Origin of the sequence: Pacificoceanicola algae, from assembly GCF_049341065.1 — a bacterium.
Taxonomy (GTDB): Bacteria; Pseudomonadota; Alphaproteobacteria; order Rhodobacterales; family Rhodobacteraceae; genus Pacificoceanicola.
The window spans coordinates 38,147-56,575 of sequence record NZ_JBMPIX010000026.1 but is presented as its reverse complement, the minus strand read 5'-3'; the positions used below and the strand labels follow the sequence as shown (position 1 = coordinate 56,575).

At 59.8% G+C, this 18,429-nt stretch carries 14 protein-coding genes; 1 reads left to right on the top strand and 13 read right to left on the bottom strand.

The features are described 5' to 3' along the window. The 10 genes from ACOYQJ_RS22700 to ACOYQJ_RS22655 all read right to left on the bottom strand — a co-directional run. Nucleotides 1–625 (bottom strand): SH3 domain-containing protein (locus ACOYQJ_RS22700; protein ID WP_422908208.1); only part of this gene is annotated, 625 nt, incomplete at its 3' end. Nucleotides 626–657: 32 nt separating this feature from the next. Further along, the gene (locus ACOYQJ_RS22695) at nt 658–939 is read right to left on the bottom strand and encodes a GlsB/YeaQ/YmgE family stress response membrane protein (protein ID WP_422908207.1); all 282 of its coding nucleotides are present in this window, start codon (nt 937–939) and stop codon (nt 658–660) included. Nucleotides 940–1,013: 74 nt separating this feature from the next. Beyond that, complete coding sequence (locus ACOYQJ_RS22690; protein WP_422908206.1) at nt 1,014–1,895, bottom strand: SH3 domain-containing protein; 882 nt, start codon at nt 1,893–1,895, stop codon at nt 1,014–1,016. A 294-nt stretch (nt 1,896–2,189) separates the two neighbouring features. Continuing rightward, nucleotides 2,190–3,188: an AraC family transcriptional regulator gene (locus ACOYQJ_RS22685; protein WP_422908205.1), complete on the bottom strand. Its 999-nt coding sequence runs from the start codon at nt 3,186–3,188 to the stop codon at nt 2,190–2,192. A gap of 236 nt (nt 3,189–3,424) precedes the next feature. Continuing rightward, the gene (locus ACOYQJ_RS22680; protein WP_422908209.1) at nt 3,425–4,969 is read right to left on the bottom strand and encodes a serine hydrolase; all 1,545 of its coding nucleotides are present in this window, start codon (nt 4,967–4,969) and stop codon (nt 3,425–3,427) included. Between the two features lie 412 nt (nt 4,970–5,381). Beyond that, nucleotides 5,382–6,695, bottom strand: a complete 1,314-nt coding sequence (locus ACOYQJ_RS22675) for an ABC transporter permease (RefSeq protein WP_422908204.1) — start codon at nt 6,693–6,695, stop codon at nt 5,382–5,384. Next, nucleotides 6,688–7,365, bottom strand: coding sequence for an ABC transporter ATP-binding protein (locus tag ACOYQJ_RS22670; RefSeq protein ID WP_422908203.1), 678 nt, complete (start codon nt 7,363–7,365; stop codon nt 6,688–6,690). The genes ACOYQJ_RS22675 and ACOYQJ_RS22670 overlap by 8 nt, the downstream gene beginning before the upstream one ends. Next, on the bottom strand, nt 7,355–7,783 hold the full coding sequence (locus tag ACOYQJ_RS22665) for a hypothetical protein (protein ID WP_422908202.1): 429 nt from the start codon (nt 7,781–7,783) through the stop codon (nt 7,355–7,357). Before ACOYQJ_RS22665 ends, ACOYQJ_RS22670 begins: the two co-directional genes overlap by 11 nt. A gap of 79 nt (nt 7,784–7,862) precedes the next feature. Continuing rightward, complete coding sequence (locus tag ACOYQJ_RS22660) at nt 7,863–9,359, bottom strand: alkaline phosphatase (RefSeq protein WP_422908201.1); 1,497 nt, start codon at nt 9,357–9,359, stop codon at nt 7,863–7,865. Between the two features lie 159 nt (nt 9,360–9,518). Next, complete coding sequence (locus ACOYQJ_RS22655; RefSeq protein ID WP_422908200.1) at nt 9,519–10,973, bottom strand: aminotransferase class V-fold PLP-dependent enzyme; 1,455 nt, start codon at nt 10,971–10,973, stop codon at nt 9,519–9,521. Between the two features lie 91 nt (nt 10,974–11,064). On the opposite strand from ACOYQJ_RS22655, the gene ACOYQJ_RS22650 reads away from it, so the two are divergent. Beyond that, the gene (locus ACOYQJ_RS22650) at nt 11,065–11,535 is read left to right on the top strand and encodes an Lrp/AsnC family transcriptional regulator (protein ID WP_422908199.1); all 471 of its coding nucleotides are present in this window, start codon (nt 11,065–11,067) and stop codon (nt 11,533–11,535) included. 33 nt (nt 11,536–11,568) lie between these two features. Here the strand turns inward: ACOYQJ_RS22650 and ACOYQJ_RS22645 are convergent, their stop codons facing one another. Genes ACOYQJ_RS22645 through ACOYQJ_RS22635 form a run of 3 tightly spaced genes read right to left on the bottom strand, consistent with a single transcriptional unit; the run spans nt 11,569 to nt 18,204 of the window. Then, nucleotides 11,569–12,453, bottom strand: coding sequence for a transglutaminase family protein (locus ACOYQJ_RS22645; RefSeq protein ID WP_422908198.1), 885 nt, complete (start codon nt 12,451–12,453; stop codon nt 11,569–11,571). 6 nt (nt 12,454–12,459) lie between these two features. Then, on the bottom strand, nt 12,460–14,856 hold the full coding sequence (locus tag ACOYQJ_RS22640) for a circularly permuted type 2 ATP-grasp protein (protein WP_422908197.1): 2,397 nt from the start codon (nt 14,854–14,856) through the stop codon (nt 12,460–12,462). Beyond that, nucleotides 14,857–18,204: a transglutaminase family protein gene (locus ACOYQJ_RS22635; RefSeq protein ID WP_422908196.1), complete on the bottom strand. Its 3,348-nt coding sequence runs from the start codon at nt 18,202–18,204 to the stop codon at nt 14,857–14,859. Nucleotides 18,205–18,429 lie beyond the last annotated feature (225 nt).

Below are 18,429 nucleotides of genomic sequence, written 5' to 3'. Positions count from 1 at the left end.
GAACGGTGCGTGTGCCGCCCGCCTCTGCCGAGGGCGGTTTGCTTGGCAAATGCGTCGCAGAGCCACCGGTCAGATACCGGGCATTGACCCAGCCGCGCTCGTGCATGTCGGTCATCATCTCGATCTCGCACCAGGTCGATGATCCATGTTTTTCGCAGCGCAGTTTACGCACCTGATCGCCATTCGCCAGCGCCCCGACGATCTTGTATTTCGTTCCGGGGCCGCCGCGCACATTGAGAACATCATTGGACGCGACACCCGTGACGCCCACCACGTTACTGCTGCCTCCGGTGTTATTGCCACCGCCGGGCAGATAGGCGTTTTGCACCCGGCCTTCGGCAAAGAACTGAACCATTCGCTGGCCGTCGCGCCGATAGGAACAGGCAAAATCCTCGTAGCGCGTTTCAAGGAAGATGCGCCCGTTGATCGCATGCGTCCCGTCCGACCGCTGGCCGTTGTAGCGCATGTCGGTGCGGGCCGCGGGTTCGCGGAAATACCCCTGCGCGACACTCGAGCATTGATCGAGCATCTTGCTGACGGGTTGGGCTGACGCAGGGGAGATCCAGACAGCGGAACTGACCACTGCCGCCAAGAGCATGGTCGCAATCCTGATGGTCACCGACATGGCAAAGTCTCCCTTTCGAGGCGCCCTGAGATTCAGGCCTTGCGGATGAGCTTGATGATCAAAAGAAGGATCACCGCTCCAATCACCGAGGCGATGAGGGCTCCGACGACACCAGAGCCCAGCGACACGCCGATCGCGGGCAACAGGAAGCCGGCCAGAAGCGACCCGCCGATCCCCACGAGAATATCGACCAGAAGGCCGGACCCCGACCCCTTCACGATCATGCTGGCGATCCAGCCGACGATGGCGCCGACAACGATTGCAATCAGCAATCCAATGACAAGCCCCAGCCCCGTTCCGACAGCATTTTCCATGATCTGTTCTCACTGTTTCCGAATTCAAGGTGCGAGGCCGCGCCCCGCTATGGTGCGGGGCACAGCTCTGGCGCTCAGTTGATCGTCACCGACAGGACGTAGTTTGCAGTGCTGTCACCCCGGTTGATGACCTCGATCACGTGGTCCCCGTTCTCGAACAGCTGTCCTTCGTAGGGTTGCGTGTTCGACACCATGTCCAGCAGGAAAGACCCGTCTGGCAGGATGATCTGGTATGAGATGGAGGGATCCGTGTCCGCGAACGAAACATAAAGGGACTGCCCGTTGGCCGCGCCCAGAACATAGCGCATGGAGCTGCCCGGCGTCAGGCTACCGTCAAGGTAGGTGCCCGACGAGCCAGCGGGGAAGCGAACGACTTCTGTTCGCGTCTCCGGTTCGCCCATGGACGAAGGCGAAGGCGCGCCAGCCATTGCGCCGCCGCCGTCATCCGCGGTCGCCATGTTCTCGCCATCGACTGGAACAAGATAGTCCCGCGCGGCCCAACCGCTGGCATCCCCATCGGCGACCTCGCACCAGGTCCGCCCTTCGGCCTCCTGACATCCGCGGTTTTCGACAATCATCCCATTCGGCAGCTTGGCCACGATCTGTGCGTTTGCCGAAGGTCCCGTGTGGATGTTGAGGGATCCGTTCACGTCGACCCTCCAAGACGCGGTCCCTGTGACCTCTGGCGATCCGCCGCCGCCTCGGCGTTCGACCTCGGCAAAGCTGCCATCGTTGGAGACAAGACAGCGCCAGACTGTGCCGCTGGCATCCTGCATCATGACCAAAGAATTGGCTTCGGAGTACTCGGTACTCAGAACCGAACCGCCGGCGCCGTTGTTCTGCATCCGAACCTGGTCGATGCAGGCGTCAATCGCGTCCTGGCCCACTTCCGCGGCATGAGCGGCGGAACCAACAGCGAGCGCAACCCCGAGTACGAGTTTCGCAAAAGTCTTCATTTCAAAATGCTCCGTGGTTGAGTGTGCTGACAGCGCTGCGCTGGCTCAAAATTTTTGCGTCCCGAACCGGACTTGAACTGGTGACATGATCATTGCCGCGTTGGCCCTTGTTACGCCTTGCCTCGCCCCTGAAATTTAGCGAATTTTGTCTCTCGAGGCAGGCATAGGCTTCCGTGGAGTGGCAATTTCAATAGTGTCATAAGATACTAATCGCCCAGCCTCGCAATCCGAATACCGCAGGCCTTGTCCATTTTGCGCAGAGCATCGTAATTGATTTGCGTTCTAGCGTTCGCCTCAACGTTGCGCCCGAGTTTTGGAAGGCGTTTCGCCAAAATGGTTGCGGTAAATACGTGAAAAACGGCCAAGATGCCGAAATCCGCTGGCCAGCGCGACATCAGTCACACCGTAGTCGCAATTGCGATCCAGAAGCATCGCGCGCGCGTCTTCCAGTCGGAAATTCGTCAAGACCTGCAGCGGCGTCATGCCCAATTCGACCTTGAACGCATGTTCAAGCGTCCGGTTGCTGACACCGCAAGCCCCGGCGACTTCAGCGATCAACTCGATATCGGACTTGTTGGAGCGCATGTATTCCATCGCCCGGTTGACATGCTGACGGGAGGTCGAATGCCGGGTCATGCACGGCAGACTCAGCACCTCGGCCTCGTCCATCACCTCAACGATTTTTTCTACAATTAGGCGACTCCAGTTCGAGCGGGCATCAGAAAGGTCAAGCCGGCACGACCCTCGGGCGATCTCGGAGTAGAGGGACATGCAGATATTCGTCAATTCACTAGTGACGTGCCGTGGCTGATTGCGCATTTCTAGACTGAAGGACGTTGCCCGCCGCACTTTGCTTGGCGAAACCCCCATGCGTTCGGCCGTTTCGGCAATTTCTGAGAATGGAACAATCACCGGGACAGCAAGGAAGTCGCTGTCCTTCGCGGCAATCACCTTGGTCCGCCGCGTATTCGGCGAAAACAAGAGCGCGCCGGAATTCCCGATGGCACAATGTGTTTCGTTGCCCGTCTCAGAGACCAAACGACCGTTCAGCGGCACTAAAAGAGTGGCGCCGAACGGCTCTCGGACAACCACCTCATGTCCGGTCGAGCGGACCTCACCGATGATCAAATTTCCGATCGAGAACTTGGAAACCGTTGCTTTACCGCGCTGCGAATCCGTCAGGCGAAAATCGTCAGGAGCAGCAAAAAGACCTTTCCCGAACTGGCGCTCGGATCGGGCCTCATAGGATGCGACGCGTGAGAAGTATGTCATTGCCTTTGGCTTCCCAATCACGACCGGCTAAATTCAAAACTTGATAATGTGCTTTCAGTGAAATCTAGTTTTGAAAATCCGAATTTCAAAAAGGTTTTGGGGAGGATACGTGGAATATGTCGCGGTGGCGACGCCACCGCACAAGAATCGAGCAAGAATTCGCCGAAAGCCTGGGTTTTCAAGTCAACGCACAGGGTCGCATTTTCGCAAATGTGGCCTCAACCGGTCTTGCGCGGTTTGTTTGTTAGTATGCGCCATCATTCCGCGTTATGAGAAAACTCCATCGAACCGCCATCTTGACCCAAAAATATGTGAAGGCTTTCGCCGTCGCGCCGAAAACGAATTGCTTTTTGAAGGTCTTGCACGAATTTGTCGTGAAGCGAGCCCGGCGTGCAGAGCGCTTTGGTCGATGGGCCCAGTTCAATCGACAGATCTTCGCCATGTGCGGCAAAGCTGCCCAACACGCTGTTGCAGTCTGCCTGAAGCGCAAGATCACCGGAGTCCTCGAAAAACACCCCGTATCTTTGGGGTTCCGCGATCGCCAGGCTCTCCTCCCCCTTTGCATCTTTGGACGATACCCAAATCCATTTGGTTGCGGCCAATGACTGCGCGCTATCCTCCTGTGTTGTCAAAGCGTTGGCTTCCCCAAGAGCGCCCAACGCAATAGTCGATCCAAGGCCGGCAAGATTATTTCCCGAGTTCGCCCAGACAACCAACGAGATATCCTGTTCGTGAAACAATCCAATGTCGGATTCAAACCCGAGCGTTTGGCCGCCATGCCCCCAAAAGCCGCCGCTCCTGCTCCCGATACCGATTCCATAGCCTGCAAAGCCCGCACCAGCCGGAACCGTCTCCATCATAAGGGCAAGCATTTTCGGATCGCTGAAAAGCCTTCCTGAAAGCAGCCCGCGAATGAACAGGTCCATGTCATCAGCGGTCGAAATAACACCGCCAGCCGCCCATCCCTGAGACATGTTCCACGCGCTCACGTCTATTTTGAAGGGCCGCTCATAGTAGGATTTCGGTAGCCCGAAATCCGTGCGCGGCGTATCATTCCAAAGGAAGCTGTCATTCATGCCAAGCGGTGCAAAGATCCGCTTTTCAAATATCTCGCCCAAAGGCATTCCGGCGATTTTCTCCAGGATCATGCCGATCAGTATGTATCCGGTGTTGCTATAGGCCCAAGCGCCACGAGTGCCGGGTTCAAAGCTCGGCTCGCCATTTTCGATGACAAAGCGGATCAGATCATCGGGGCTGTAGCCCAGACTCAAGAGGTGTTGATTGTTCAGCGCACCTTCCATGAGACCGGGCGCCCCATTGGGTGCGTTATCGGTATAGCTGAAAACGCCAGACGTGTGGTTTGCCAATTGCCGGATCGTGATCTTGTCGCCATATGGCAAGGCGGCGGCGATCGCAGGAAAATAGGCACTGAGTGGATCATCAAGCGACATTTGTTGCTCTTCGACCATCATCATGAGGACCGCGGCCGCCATCATCTTTGTGTTGCTTCCGATCTGGAACGGTCGGCCGCATTCAAGCTGCGTGTCCATCTCGACATCCGCGATCCCGGTGGAACGGTGGTAGGTCCAGTCTGGAGCATTGACATACAACTCTGAACCAGGCGCGTACCCAAAGGTCGTCGCTGTTTCTGCCTCGGCACCGACCATCATCGCAAGCATGGCGTCAAGCCGTGTGGCCACCGCCTCTGGGACATTCTGGTCTGCGGAACAGACCGAGATTTCGGTGTGACCTGCCGCCCCTGCATCGCCGGGACATGCCGCGACGGCCAAGAGGCATGACACTGTTGCCAAGACCCCGCCAAGAACACGCATCCTCAAAGCCGCCAGAAATCCGATCGGTCCCAACCTGTTGTCACGCAAAGAAAATCGCGCGCCGGGTCGCTGATGACCCATCGCCAAGCCATTGTGATTTTCATGATACCTGTGGTCAAAATCGGTATTCTTCATCTCGACGGCCCTTCTTTTTTCTGACCCATTCCTGCCGCGCAGCGCCCAACAGGCTTCGCTTTTCACGAGTTTCTGCTTGATGCAATGTTTAGGGATGCGCTGAAAAGAGGCTTTTCGATTACTCTAGACAAGCGGGAGTCCAACGGACAATCCGGTTCGCGCACCCGCTATCCGAATTCCGCAGATGCACGATTAGGCAAGAGCACTGACAAAGGGGTACGCCTGGCCTTAGGATCAGCCTGACTTTTCAGCCGCGCAGCGCCTTTTCGACGCTTTGCTGCAGAACGCTGATAGCCGGAACAAGCGCGGCAAGGCTGGCCAAGGTCATGAAACCTGCAACGAGGTGCAGCTCGCTCCAACCCAGACTGGCAGAAACGGTCATGTCCGTCTGCGCGGTCACGATGTGCGACAGGACGGACGCCGCGCAAAGCCCCACGCCCAAACCAAGGGCCGCCCCAAACCCTAAAAGAAGCGTCGCAAACGACCAGATGACGCCAAACACAAAGCGTCCAGGCGCGCCAAGCGCCCTGAGGACGGCAAGATGGCGCTGGAACAGGCGGGTCAGGATAAACAGGCTGATCAGAACGCTGATGGCAAGCAAGCCCTGCGATACAAGCGCCAGCAAGGACATCGCTTGTCGCACGTCGCCCATGAGGCCGTAGAGCCGCGCCAAAACTGTGCCCGGGAAAAACGCCATGGTGCCTTCGCCCTGATTGAAAGCACTGCGCAAACCATAGCTGCCAGCCAGAGATTTGGGCCTTACAACGATGGCAGGTGTGCCGGGGAACAGCGCAAGCTCGAACGGGGCGCCAAGCTGCCCGCCGTGATCCAAGCTGTGGCCATTGGCCAGCCCGTGCATCTCCCACAGCCCTTCGATCGGGATCACAATGGCGCGGTCCCAAGGCGTTCCCGTGTGCGGCAAGCGTCCGACAACGGTGAAATGCGATCCCTCGTGCGCGTCGTGATCGACCTCGGGGCCAGTGCCATGGGCGGGCTCAAGTTCGGCGCCGATTGCGTAAGGCGCGGCTGATCCGATCAGCGCCTCTTGAGACGTTTGCCACATGCGACCATCGATGGCGCCCTTTGTCAGATGGGACACCAGATCAGAGATTGTTCCCACCACCGGCGCGCCGTCGATGCTGTCGCCGAACCCCAAAGGCGCTGCAAACTCTACCGCCTCGTGCCCTGCGATCCAACCAAAGGTAGCCCCGTCCAAAAGCGGTATGTCGGAGGGTTGCAAAAACACCGATGCCATAAGCGCGGTGATTTCGCTGCCGCGGGCCGCGACGATCAGGTCGAAAGGATCAGCCGCCTGCGCCGAGGCGTGCCTTAAGGCGCGTTCCTGAGCGATGAGGCCGATACCGACACCAACGGATACCGCGATAAGCAGGACAAACAGGACGGCGGTGCCGCGAAACCGGCGAAACAGCGCCCGCACAAGCGGCAAAGGCGACAGCCCCCACAGAATGATGCAGGCCAGAACGACCTGCAGCGCCAGTAGGCCGACAAGAAACAACAGGTCCTGTGTTTGCGGTGACAAACCATCCCAAAGGTCAATCATGAATGACCCCGTCCTTGATGGTGATGACACGTGACATATGCACCAAAAGCGCCGGATCGTGGCTGACGACGACCAGCGTCTGGCCCGACTGCTGCGCCGTGTTCAACATATCCCGGGCGAGAGCATCGGCGGCTTCGCGGTGCAGGTTCGCCGTCGGCTCATCCGCCAGCAGGATTGACGGTCGCGCTACCATCGCGCGGGCCACCGCAACGCGCTGCCGTTCGCCGCCTGACAGGCTATCGGTAGTACGGCTTTCCATCGGCACGTTGAGCCGCGCTAACAGGTCGCCAGCCTGCGCCCGGATCGCGGCCCGCGTCTTGCGCGGGTGAAACAAGGCCGAGACCGCGGCATTCTCAAGCCCGCTGAGTTCATCGAACAAAAGGAAATCTTGAAACACGATCCCCATATGCGCCGCGCGAAAGGCCGCCCTTTGGCCAGAGCTTTGCGGGATCAGATCAGTATCACCCCATTGCAACGACCCACTTGCACGCTCGGACAATCCCGCAAGCGCAAACAGGAAGGTGGATTTGCCCGCGCCCGAGGGGCCTTGAACCCCAAGGGTTTCGCCCGGGTTCAGGGTCAGCGATGGCACGTGCAGCAAGGCGCGACCTTTGCGGTTGCGCACCGTCAGATCGCGGATCGTCAACGGCAGGTCGACCTTAATGGTCATAGGTGGCGTCTACCAGACGAAGCTTGCTGAAGAACCCGGTATCGGGATCGACATAATCCTCGATCATCAGCACCCCGCGCGCAGTGATCTTGACGTTGAAGGGCACCACGTCGACCACGCGTTTGGTATAGACCGGCAGAATGCTGTCCGGCCAATCGACGCTGCTTTCGCAAAACGGACAGGTGGCCATCGGCTGCTTGGTCAAAACGAAAAACCCGGCATCCGCCTTGAGCGGCGGCGCCATGAACCCCTCGAATGTCGTGCGCGCGCCTTCCCGGCTTAGCGCGAGGTCGGACAGCGATTTGTCCTTGTTGTACAGCTCCCTGAGTTTGATCGGCGCGTCATCACTCAGCGCGACCTGCGGCAAGGCCAGTGTCGACAGGGCGGACAGGATCACTAAGCGGCGGTCGAAGGTCATGACATCCTCGGGACGTTGATCGAAAATGGAAAAGCGGGCCGCGGATGATCCGCAGCCCCCAGAAGATCGCCTGGCGGTCTTATTCGACGTTCACCGCATGATACATCACGTGGAAGATCACGTTCTGCTCGATCGTGCCGTCAAACAGATGCGCCCAAGGGCCCTTGGCATAGACGGCAACGTCTTCGCCCGAGTGGGTTTCCGAGGACATCGGGATCAGAGCCTGCTGGTTATAGTCGATATCCAGCGCCTCTTCCTGGGTCAGATCGGGGCGCGACCCGGAGTAATCGTTCGCGCCGTCTTCCTTTTTCAGGACCGACCCGACACCGTTGAGATAGCCGATCACGGTGTAAGGCTTTTCATCGGCGGCCAGCAGCGGCTTGCCATTGTGCTTGTCACCCTGCTTCGAGACCCCCATGCACAGGCCGAGGATGTCTGATCCACGACCACAATAGCCGTTAAAGGCGATGGCATGCTCGTGGTCGGCAGTGACGATGATCAGCGTGTCTTCGTCATTGGTCAACTCGTCCGCGATCTTGACCGCATCCATGAAGGCCAGACCATCGGTCAGCGTGCGGTAGGCGTTGCCGTCGTGGTTGGCGTGATCGACGCGGCCCGCTTCGACCTCCAGATAGAAGCCATTGTCGTTCTGGGACAGGAATTCGATCGCTTTCTTGGTCATGTCAGCCAGCGACGGCTCATCCACATCGGCGCGGTCAGCTTCGTATTCCATGTGGCTGTCGTTGAACAATGCCAAGACCGGAGCGTCCATGGTCAGCTCACCAAAAGTGGCGGTGTTCCAGGCGTATTGCACGCCCATGCCCTTGGCCTTTTCGATCAGGTTCATGCCGTCTTTGCGCTTGCCGTTCTTGCCCTCTTCGGTCGTGACCGTTTCAGGGGCAAAGTGACGGCGACCGCCGCCCATGGCAAGGTCGATATAGCCAGCTTCCATGGCATCAACCAACTGGGTCGCGATGTCTTTTTGGGCGGTGCAGCCTTCTGGAACGGCATCTTCCCAATTGCGGTTCGCGGTCTTGGAATAGACGGCCGCCGGGGTCGCGTGGGTGATCCGCGCGGTAGAGACGACGCCAACCGACTTGTCCATGCCGGTCACGATCTCGGCAAAGGTGGTCAGCTCGTTGCCTGCGACGGTGCTACAATCGTCATGGATCGCGTCGCCGCCAAGGTTGATCAGGTTGAAGCGCTGCTTGACGCCGGTGTTCATCGCACCCGCCGTAGGAGCCGAATCCGGGGTCTGAGCGTTGATGTTGTAGGTCTTGACCAGCGCCGAATGGAACTCGGGCGTTTCATAGGGCAGGACATGCTCTTCGCCCAGCTGGCCTTCTTTTTGGCCAGCAAAGAGGCGTGTCGCGTAGTTGGTGCCAACGCCGTTGCCGTCTGCAACCAGTACGATCACGTTCTTTGCGCGCCCGGTATTGGTTTGGCGGGCAATGATGTCGGCGATGTGCTGCTGACCTGCTGCGAACCATTCGCTGGAGGCCTGCGGCAGATCCTGAGCGCTTGCCGCAGATGCGGCGATCAAGGCGGCAGTGCAGATAGTCGATCCAAATTTCATGGATATGTCCCCTTTGGAGTTCTCATCGACGGGACGGCCCCGTTCTGCAGCGGGCATATGTGTCGCGCTTATCGCTTTCATGAAGGTTTGGTATCGGTTTTATGACGTCTCAAATGTGCGCATCGGAAGGTTGTGGCGCGGGGTTGAAGGATGTCGCCACTACGCCGCGCGGGCAAAACCGATCTTGCCGCTTGCCGGATCAAACTCATAAAGCGCCGCAAAGCGGTCAGGCTCAGAGGCGAGAGCCGAGACCGCTTCGATGATCATATCAACCTTGGCATCGCTCATCAGGGCGCTGAGATTGAGCCGGGTAAAACCGGGTTTGTCTGTATCGTTCCCCGCAAGAATGGCGCCCCTGATCCGCGCGCTCTGGTCCTGACCGATGTTGAACAGCCGATGGCCGTAGGGGCCTGCGCAAGCGCATCCGCCGCGGGCCTGAATGCCAAAGCAATCAGAAAGGGCGCGGGTCATCACCGGATAAGGCAGCGGTGAGTTGCCCCCTGCCCCGCCCAGCCACAAGGAAAAGAACGGCAGCGCCAGTTGACTGCGGCCCTCCCCGGCGAAATGCAGGCCCGAGAGCCGCGACCACACGCCCAGGGCGCGGCTCCGCAGCGCGCAATGCCGTTGGTCCAGCCAGTCTTGCCCCATCGCCGCCTTGACGACAAAAACCAACGCCGCACGGATGTCGCCCAGAATGTTGGGCGTTCCGGCCTCTTCCCGCTCCTCAATCGCCTCGACGTAATCATGCCCCCAGGGCGAGACAAAGCGCACCGTTCCACCACCCGGCCAGACCGGGCGGGCACACGTCACGGCAGCCTTGCGAATGATCAGCACCCCGGACGCCCCGGGACCACCGATGAACTTGTGTGGCGACAGGACGATGACGTCCTTTTCGTGGTCCGTGGCTGCGCCCATGTCGATGGATACATAGGGGCCGCCGCCCGCATAATCCCAAACAGCCAACGCGCCGTATCGCTTCAAGATCCGGGTCACGGCTACGGTGTCCGTCAGGATTCCGCTGATGTTCGATGCCGCCGAAAACGCACCAATCACCGGGCGTCCCTCTGAGCGCTGCAAGAGCGCCTCAAGTTGCTCAAGGTCGGGGCCCCCCGTGGCGGTTTCGTCGATCTCGATGACCTCGGCGCCCGCTTCGCGCCACGGCAACAGGTTCGAATGATGCTCGTATGGACCGACGATCACCAAAGGATCGCGACCTTCTGCGACGGCCTGCGGTACACCAAGCAGGTGCACCGCCCGGTTCAACCCCGCTGTCGCACCCGAGCCTGCAAAGATCGTCGCATGGCGGTCATCGGCACCGCAGTGCCGGGCGATCAGCGCCCGCGCCTGTCGCCGCAAATCGGTTGTGTGGGCACCGCAATACGACCCTTCGGTATGGCTGTTGGCGTAATAGGGCAGCACCTCGGTCAGCATCAGCTCTTCGATCTGGCGCAACGCCCGGCCTGAGGCGATGTAGTCGGCGTATACAAGCGGATGAGACCCAAAGGGCCCGTCAATCATGGCCCCATCGCCGATTAATCCAGCCTGCAATCGCTCAATTCTGTCGGCCCCCGACAGGCGGGCAAGGAAAGCGTCAAAGAAAGGTGTATCGGTCATGGTGTGCTCCTGATCTTGAAGAGCAGCATAATCGCGGTATAAGGTGTATGCTTCGTCATAATCTCACTAAATTTGCGGAATAGCCGATCAAATGACACCAAAATCCAAGAACCTTGATGGTATTGATCGCAAACTTCTGAATGCGCTTCAGCGGGATTCGACTTTGTCCCAACGCGCCTTGGCCGATACCGTCGGGCTCAGCCAGAATGGCTGCTGGCGGCGGCTTGCCCGGCTGCGGTCGCTTGGCATCATCAAAGGACACACGATCCGGTTGGACCCGGCGGAGCTTGGACTTGGGTTGACGGTCTTCGTGATGATCCGCACCCGACATCATTCACAGGACTGGTTGGACCAATTCCGGCACGAGGTTCTGGCCGTCCCGAATGTCATCGACATGTATCGGATCGCCGGAGATTATGACTATATTCTCAAGGTGATGGCAGTCGATATGAACGGCTTTGATCAGGTTTATCAAAGACTGATCGGCAAGATGGACCTCGAGGCGGTCACGTCTCTGATCACGATGGAGGCCATCGCCGACGGGCGCGATCTGCCTTTGTGACGCGATCACACGACCCCTGATCCGGTCAGAGTGTCACCCGCCGTCGTGCGGAATGACATCGACGAAATGTTTGGTGTCCTGTCCACCGGCTGTGCGCAAGGTGCCGCGCACCGGGGACACGTCCGAATAATCCCGGCCATAGGCAACGACGATATGGCCATCCCCGACAATCGTATCGTTGGTCGGATCGAATTCGATCCAGCCCATCTCGACCCCGCACCACGCGCGTACCCAGGCGTGCATGGCATCGCTGCCCGCCAGCCTTGGCTGACCCGGAGGCGGCTCGGTGCGCAAAAAACCCGAGACATAGCCTGCGGGAATGCCTATCCCGCGCAGGCAGGCAATCATCACATGCGAAAAGTCCTGACAGACACCGCGCCGCTGCGCGAAGGCCTCGGCAGGCGGGGTACGCACATCCGTGGCCTCACTGTCGAACTCCATGTCCCGATGTAGAGCCAGACCAATCGCCAGCACCGCCTGAAGCGCGCTGCTTCCCGGAGCCACTTGGCTATTGGCATAGGCGGTCATCTCCGGCGTCGCCGAAACGCGCGGGGAATTGGCAAGAAAGTGATGCGGGGCATGCGGCGCGATGCTGTGTTGTGCTGCGATCTCGCGGTGCAGCTGATCGAGGCCAGACGACAGATCCATCTGTGACGGCAAGGCCGTCCGCGACGCCTGCGCCTTCAATGTCAGGGAGATACTCTCGATCGGTTCGTGAAACGTGATCCAAGTGGCTGTGTTGCCGAAGAAATCCGGGCCATCCCACCGCTCCTGCGGCATGGGATCGACGGTAAGAAGACTGGCGATGATGGCCTGCTCTTGCGGGATATTCAGCGGCAGCAGGTGCAACACGTTCCGCGCATGGTCGGACGCGTGATCATAGGTGTATTCGACGATAAGCGAGATGTCATAGTTCATGGCGCGCTACCTGAGATACTCCGTATAAAGAAGATCAGAGGTCTTCGCCAAATCGGCGCGAAGGGCGAACAGCGCTTCGGTCGCCAGATCTGTTGGCTCGGTGACCGCGAACTGTGACTGCAATGGTAAAAGCGTTCGGGAAATCTTCGTTAGCCGCCCTTCGCCAACAGTGTTCGGCAACTCAGCGGCCAGTGCCACCATCTCGTTCAACTGGAAAAGGATGGATCTCGGATTGACCGCATCGCAGGCCAGCAGATCAAGCGCGGCTTCGCGGTTTGCATCCCCGCGATACCTACGCCGGTGAGTCATCGTGCTGACGCCCAGTTCAATTGCCACATCGTTTGACCCCTGCGGCGCGTCCGGATCAGTAAAGGCCGCGAGGATCGAGGCCAGTGCATCGGCGCGTTCGATCGCGCGGCCAAAGGCCAGAAAACGCCAACCGGAAAAGCGGTACATATTCTCGTGCACCAGACCGGAGAACCCGGAAATCTTGCGCAGGAGAACGCCCATGGCGCGGGCGCAATCGTCACCGCGTTTGACCGTCTGGATCATGCGCTCGACCGTCTTGACCAGATCCTGCAACGCCGCCCATCCGTCGATCGAAAACCGGTCGCGCACCTTTCCGGCGCAGGCCATCGCCGAGTCGAGTACAGACAATAACCCCGGCGGGATCAATTGATCGGGATCATTGCCGATTGCACTCATGTATTCTTCGAGAAAGCTCAGCCGGGGTTCGGCCGGATCCCCCGTCTCGGCAAGGCGCAGGTGATAAGCGCGCAGCAGCCGGACCGCCGTTTCCGCGCGTTCGACATAGCGCCCCAGCCAATACAGGTTTTCAGCCGCCCGGCTGGGCAGAGCTTCGGGTTCAACCCGATGCGCCTCGCCTGTCGTCAAAAGCGTTTCGCTGGCAACGGCGCTTTTCCCGACAACCCAGACGTCCGCGACCGACCCACCGCGCTGCATGGCCAAAGCGGTGGCATCGTCGGACGATCCGAAGCGCGCGTAGCCGCCGGGCATGAAAATCCAGCCGTCCCCGGTTCTGGCCGCCGTCACCCGCACCGTCATCGGATGCGGCGCAAGCTGACCATCGCGATAGGTTGGAGCCGTCGACAAGGTCACCAGTTCCTGCCCGACAAGAAACGCGCCTTCGTTATCGATCCACTTTGTGATCGAGTCCTGCGCACTGCCGCGGAATTCGCCCCCGATGGCCGTGGTCGCACCGATGTCGAGCGGGAGTTCATGGTCCAATGCGCCGCCGATCATCATCCGTTCGGCGTTCTTGATGACATAGGCGCGTTCGGCCGACTGGCCGCACCACCAAGTCGCAATATTTGGCAGTTTCAGCCGTTCGCCAGTCAGGCTTTCGCAAATCTTTGGCAAGAAGGCCATCATCGCTCGCATTTCCAACACACCTGAGCCAAGCGCGTTGATCATGTTGAGGTTGCCCTGCCGCAGTGCCGTAATCAGACCCGGCGTGCCAAGCTGCGAATCCTCTCTCAGCTCCAGCGGGTCCAGATATTCGGAATCGACGCGCCGCCAGATCGTTCCAAGCGGTTGCAGCCCCTCAACCGTGCGGACCATGACCTGACCGTCGCGAAAGATCATGTCCTCGCCTTCCAGAAGCAACAGGCCAAGATAGCGGGCGATATAGGTGTGTTCGAAATAACTGGCGTTGTTCGGGCCCGGGGTCAGGATGGCCGTGCGCCGGTTCCGCGTTCCGGGCAACCCGTCCATCGCATCGCGGAACGATCGGAAAAAACCCGCAAGACGATGGATATTGGCGCGCGGATAGAGATCGTTGAAAATCCGCGTGGTCGCCCTGCGGTTTTCCAGCGCGAACCCCGCGCCCGAGGGGGCCTGAGTCCGATCCCCCAAAACAAACCACGAGCCATCCGGGTTGCGACTGATTTCAAAGGACAGGTGATGCAGATAATGGCCGGAGGCGGGCTTGATACCGACCAGCGGACGCAGCCAATCGGCACAGCGCGCGATCAGCCCGGCTGGCAAATGGCCATCGGCGATCAGATCGCCAGCCCCGTAGAGGTCGGCCATGACCCGTTCAAGCAGGTCAGCCCGCTGGGTCAGTCCTTGGCAAATCTCGGTCCACTCGGCTTCGTCGATGATCACCGGCACCGGGCTGAGTGGCCAGTCCCGCTCGGGGGTGGGCGTCGTCGAATACTGACGGAAGTAGACGCCAGCATCGCGCAGATAGTTCTTGCCACGCGCGAAATGTTCGTCGATTTCCTCAGGGCTCAACCGCGCAAGGTGGTCAATCAGCGGCCGCCAGACCGGACGCATGGCCCCGGATGTATCAAACAGCTCGTCCGCAACACCCGGCTTCGGCTGATAGGCCGAAATCAGGTGAGGCAGATCAGCGGGTTTGACCGGGGATGGGTCCGTCATTCAGGTCAGGCCCGGAGCACGTCTTAGATCAAGTGTCATCGGAAACTCCGGATGCGGCCGCTCAGGCTGAGGGCTGTACGCGCCGGAACTATGCCCAAAGGGTTCAAAGCGCGCAAGCCGCCTGGCCTCGGCCTCGTTGCCATTCACCGGGAAGGTTTCATAATTGCGCCCGCCCGGGTGGGCGACGTGATAGGTGCAGCCTCCGATTGGGCGCCCGCTCCAGTCATCGTAGATGTCGAAAGTCAGTGGCGCATTGACCGGCAGCACCGGATGCAAGGCTTCGGGCGGCTGCCAGGCCTTGAATCGCACGCCACCGACCGCCTGCCCTGAGGTTTCGGTCCGCGCCAGCGGAACCGGTCGGCGGTTGCACATGACCCGATACCGATCCGGATACAGCGTCGACAGCTTGACCTGCAGCCGTTCGACCGAACTGTCGGTATACCGCACGGTGCCGCCGATGGCGCCGGTCTCGCCCAGCACATGCCACGGCTCCAGCGCCTGCCGTATCTCAAGCTTGACGTTCTCCACTTCGATTTCGCCGCAGAACGGAAAGCGGAATTCGGCCTGCGCTTCATACCAGATCGGGTCGATCTGATAGCCATGCGCCGAAAGATCGGCGATCAGGTCAAGAAAATCCTGCCATAGGAAATGCGGCAGCATGAAGCGATCGTGCAACACGGTTCCCCAGCGCACCGGGGTCCCGGTGACGGGCGCTTTCCAGCAGCGCGCGACGATTGCCCTTAGCAGCAGTTGCTGGGCGAGGTTCATACGCGGATGCGGAGGCATCTCAAAACCTCGAAACTCGACCAGACCCAGACGGCCCGTTGGCCCATCAGGCGAGTACAGCTTGTCGATGCAGATCTCGGCGCGGTGCGTGTTGCCCGTCACATCGGTCAGCATGTTGCGTAGCAGGCGATCGACCAACCATGGCACGGGCGGCTGACCTGCGTCCGGCGCCGGAATCTGCGCCAGCGCCATCTCAAGTTCGTACAGCGTATCATGGCGCGCCTCGTCGATCCGCGGCGCCTGACTGGTCGGACCAATGAAGAGACCCGAGAACAGGTAACTGAGCGAGGGGTGCCGCTGCCACATCAGGATCAGCGATTTGAGCAGGTCAGGCCGCCGCAGGAAGGGGCTGTCGTTCGGGGTGGCCCCGCCGACAACCACATGGTTGCCGCCGCCGGTGCCGGTGTGGCGACCGTCGATCATGAACTTGTCGGCCCCAAGGCGACAATGCCGCGCCTCTTCGTAGATGGCTTCGGTGGTGGCGACGCAATCCTCCCAGCTGTGCGCGGGATGGATGTTCACCTCGACCACGCCCGGATCGGGGGCCACACGGATCACGTTCATGCGCGGATCTGTTGGCGGAGCGTAACCTTCTATATGAACCTTGAGACCCAGCTTTTTCGCCGAAGCCTCGGCGGCGGTCAGCAGATCAAGGTAGTCCTCCAGCGCCTCGACCGGGGGCATAAAGACACAAAGCCGCCCGTCGCGCGGCTCGACCGACATGGCAGTGCGCACCGCGTCGCTTTCGAGATCCTGCTCAACGACGTCCTGAACCGCGCCGGTCGCAGTGACACCCGAGACGGGCTGGCGGTGTTCTGGCGTTGCTTCGGGCAGGCTCTCGGCTTCGTCGTGGTAATCGGGCAAAGGTCCGCGCGGCAACGACGGATCGACCACATAGGTATAGGGATATTTCGTCTCTGGCACATGCGGCAGCGCCTCCAGCGGCAGGCGGAATCCAACCGGACTGTCGCCGGGAACAAGAAAAAGCTTGCCGCGCCGCAGCTTCCACTTTTCGGATTTCCAACGCGGTCCGCCCGCCTTGGCCTGCCATCGCTGGATTGGCAGTACATGGCCAGAGGCTTCGGTCAGACCGCGACCAAAGACGCGGGCAATGCGGTTGCGCTCTTCCGGATCCTTGAGCCGGGAATTCTCCGGCGTCACGTTTTCAGGCAGGTTGCCTTCCTTGATGATCCATTCCGCTGGGTCCTCATAGGCTGGCACAACCATGTCTGCGCCCACCCCCAGACGCTCCGCCATCTCCGACAGCAGGTTGCCCGCATCCTCGGACGTGGCTTTGGTATCTTCGGCCTCTTGCGCAATCAGGGTTTCGTCCCGCCAGACCGGCTTGCCATCACGCCGCCAATACAAAGAGAACGTCCAGCGCGGCAGGCTTTCGCCGGGATACCATTTGCCCTGCCCGTAGTGCAGAAACCCGTTCGGCGCAAAGCGGCGGCGCAGCCTGCGGATCAGATCATCGGCCATTTCGCGCTTCATCGGGCCGACAGCGGCGGTGTTCCATTCATCGCTTTCGAAATCGTCGATCGACACAAAGGTCGGCTCGCCGCCCATGGTCAGGCGCACATCGCATGCTTCGAGGTCTTCATCGACCTTGCGACCAAGCGTGTTGAGCCTGTCCCAGGCCTCGTCGGAAAACGGCTTGGTGATCCGCGGATGTTCTGACACCCGCGACACCTGCATGTCGAAATTGAAATCGACCTCGGGTGTCCCGGCGCTGGAATACCCGCCCGAGATCGGCGCGGCGTTGCGAAAATGCGGCGTTGCGGCCAGCGGGATGTGGCTTTCGCCGGTCAGCAGTCCGCTGGTCGGATCAAGCCCGACCCAACCCGCGCCGGGCAGGTAAACTTCAATCCAGGCATGCAGATCGGTAAAATCCTGCTCGGTGCCCGATGGGCCATCCAGCGATTTCACATCCGGTTTCAACTGAATGAGATACCCGGACACAAAGCGCGCAGCAAAGCCCAGATGCCGCAGAACCTGCACCAGCAGCCAGCTTGAATCGCGGCACGATCCGCTGCCAATCGACAGCGTTTCCTCGGGGGTTTGCACCCCCGGCTCCATTCGGATCGTGTAATTGACCTTGTCCGCGACGCTCTGATTCAACGCGACAAGGAAATCCACCGTCCCGGATATGTCATAAGGGATCGACCCGATGAACTGCGCCAGCAGTGGCCCTTCGGCTTCGGGCGTGCGATAGATCACCAAATCGTCCTGAAGGTCTTCGGGGTAGGTAAAGGGCCACTTTTCCGCCGTCTCATCTACGAAGAAATCAAACGGGTTGTAGACGGTCATATCAGCGACCAGATCGACCTCGATCTTGAATTCGCTGACCGGCTCGGGGAACACGAAGCGGCTGAGCCAGTTGCCATAGGGATCCTGCTGGTGGTTCACAAAATGCCCACCCGGCGAAACCTTGAGCGAATGCGAGATGACCCGCGTCCGGCTGTGTGGGGCCGGTCGCAGCCGGATGATCTGCGGCGCCAGCGTTATCAGCCGATCGTACTTGTAGTGAGTGAGATGGTGTATGCTTGCGTGAATTGCCATAATTTGCCGAAGCCCAATCTTTTCGTCCTACATCCGTTATGTGTTACCACAGAAACGGCAACCAGCGACCAAAGGATCTCATCCCGGGTTCGACCGAATTCTTTGGCACTCTGCCTGATTATTAATCGTCTTTTACGAGTCGGGCGTACTCGCGGCTGCCTGATGCCAAGCGTTCGATCTGGCGAAAATCAGAGATTTGCAGGAGCTTTGCGCGTCTTCTTGCCG

Coding starts and splice junctions, on each gene's coding strand:
- ACOYQJ_RS22640 (WP_422908197.1), bottom strand. CDS start 14,856: ATGACGGACCCATCCCCGGTCAAACCCGCTGATCTGCCTCACCTGATT.
- ACOYQJ_RS22675 (WP_422908204.1), bottom strand. CDS start 6,695: ATGATTGACCTTTGGGATGGTTTGTCACCGCAAACACAGGACCTGTTG.
- ACOYQJ_RS22665 (WP_422908202.1), bottom strand. CDS start 7,783: ATGACCTTCGACCGCCGCTTAGTGATCCTGTCCGCCCTGTCGACACTG.
- ACOYQJ_RS22690 (WP_422908206.1), bottom strand. CDS start 1,895: ATGAAGACTTTTGCGAAACTCGTACTCGGGGTTGCGCTCGCTGTTGGT.
- ACOYQJ_RS22645 (WP_422908198.1), bottom strand. CDS start 12,453: ATGAACTATGACATCTCGCTTATCGTCGAATACACCTATGATCACGCG.
- ACOYQJ_RS22695 (WP_422908207.1), bottom strand. CDS start 939: ATGGAAAATGCTGTCGGAACGGGGCTGGGGCTTGTCATTGGATTGCTG.
- ACOYQJ_RS22660 (WP_422908201.1), bottom strand. CDS start 9,359: ATGAAATTTGGATCGACTATCTGCACTGCCGCCTTGATCGCCGCATCT.
- ACOYQJ_RS22650 (WP_422908199.1), top strand. CDS start 11,065: ATGACACCAAAATCCAAGAACCTTGATGGTATTGATCGCAAACTTCTG.
- ACOYQJ_RS22655 (WP_422908200.1), bottom strand. CDS start 10,973: ATGACCGATACACCTTTCTTTGACGCTTTCCTTGCCCGCCTGTCGGGG.
- ACOYQJ_RS22635 (WP_422908196.1), bottom strand. CDS start 18,204: ATGGCAATTCACGCAAGCATACACCATCTCACTCACTACAAGTACGAT.
- ACOYQJ_RS22670 (WP_422908203.1), bottom strand. CDS start 7,365: ATGACCATTAAGGTCGACCTGCCGTTGACGATCCGCGATCTGACGGTG.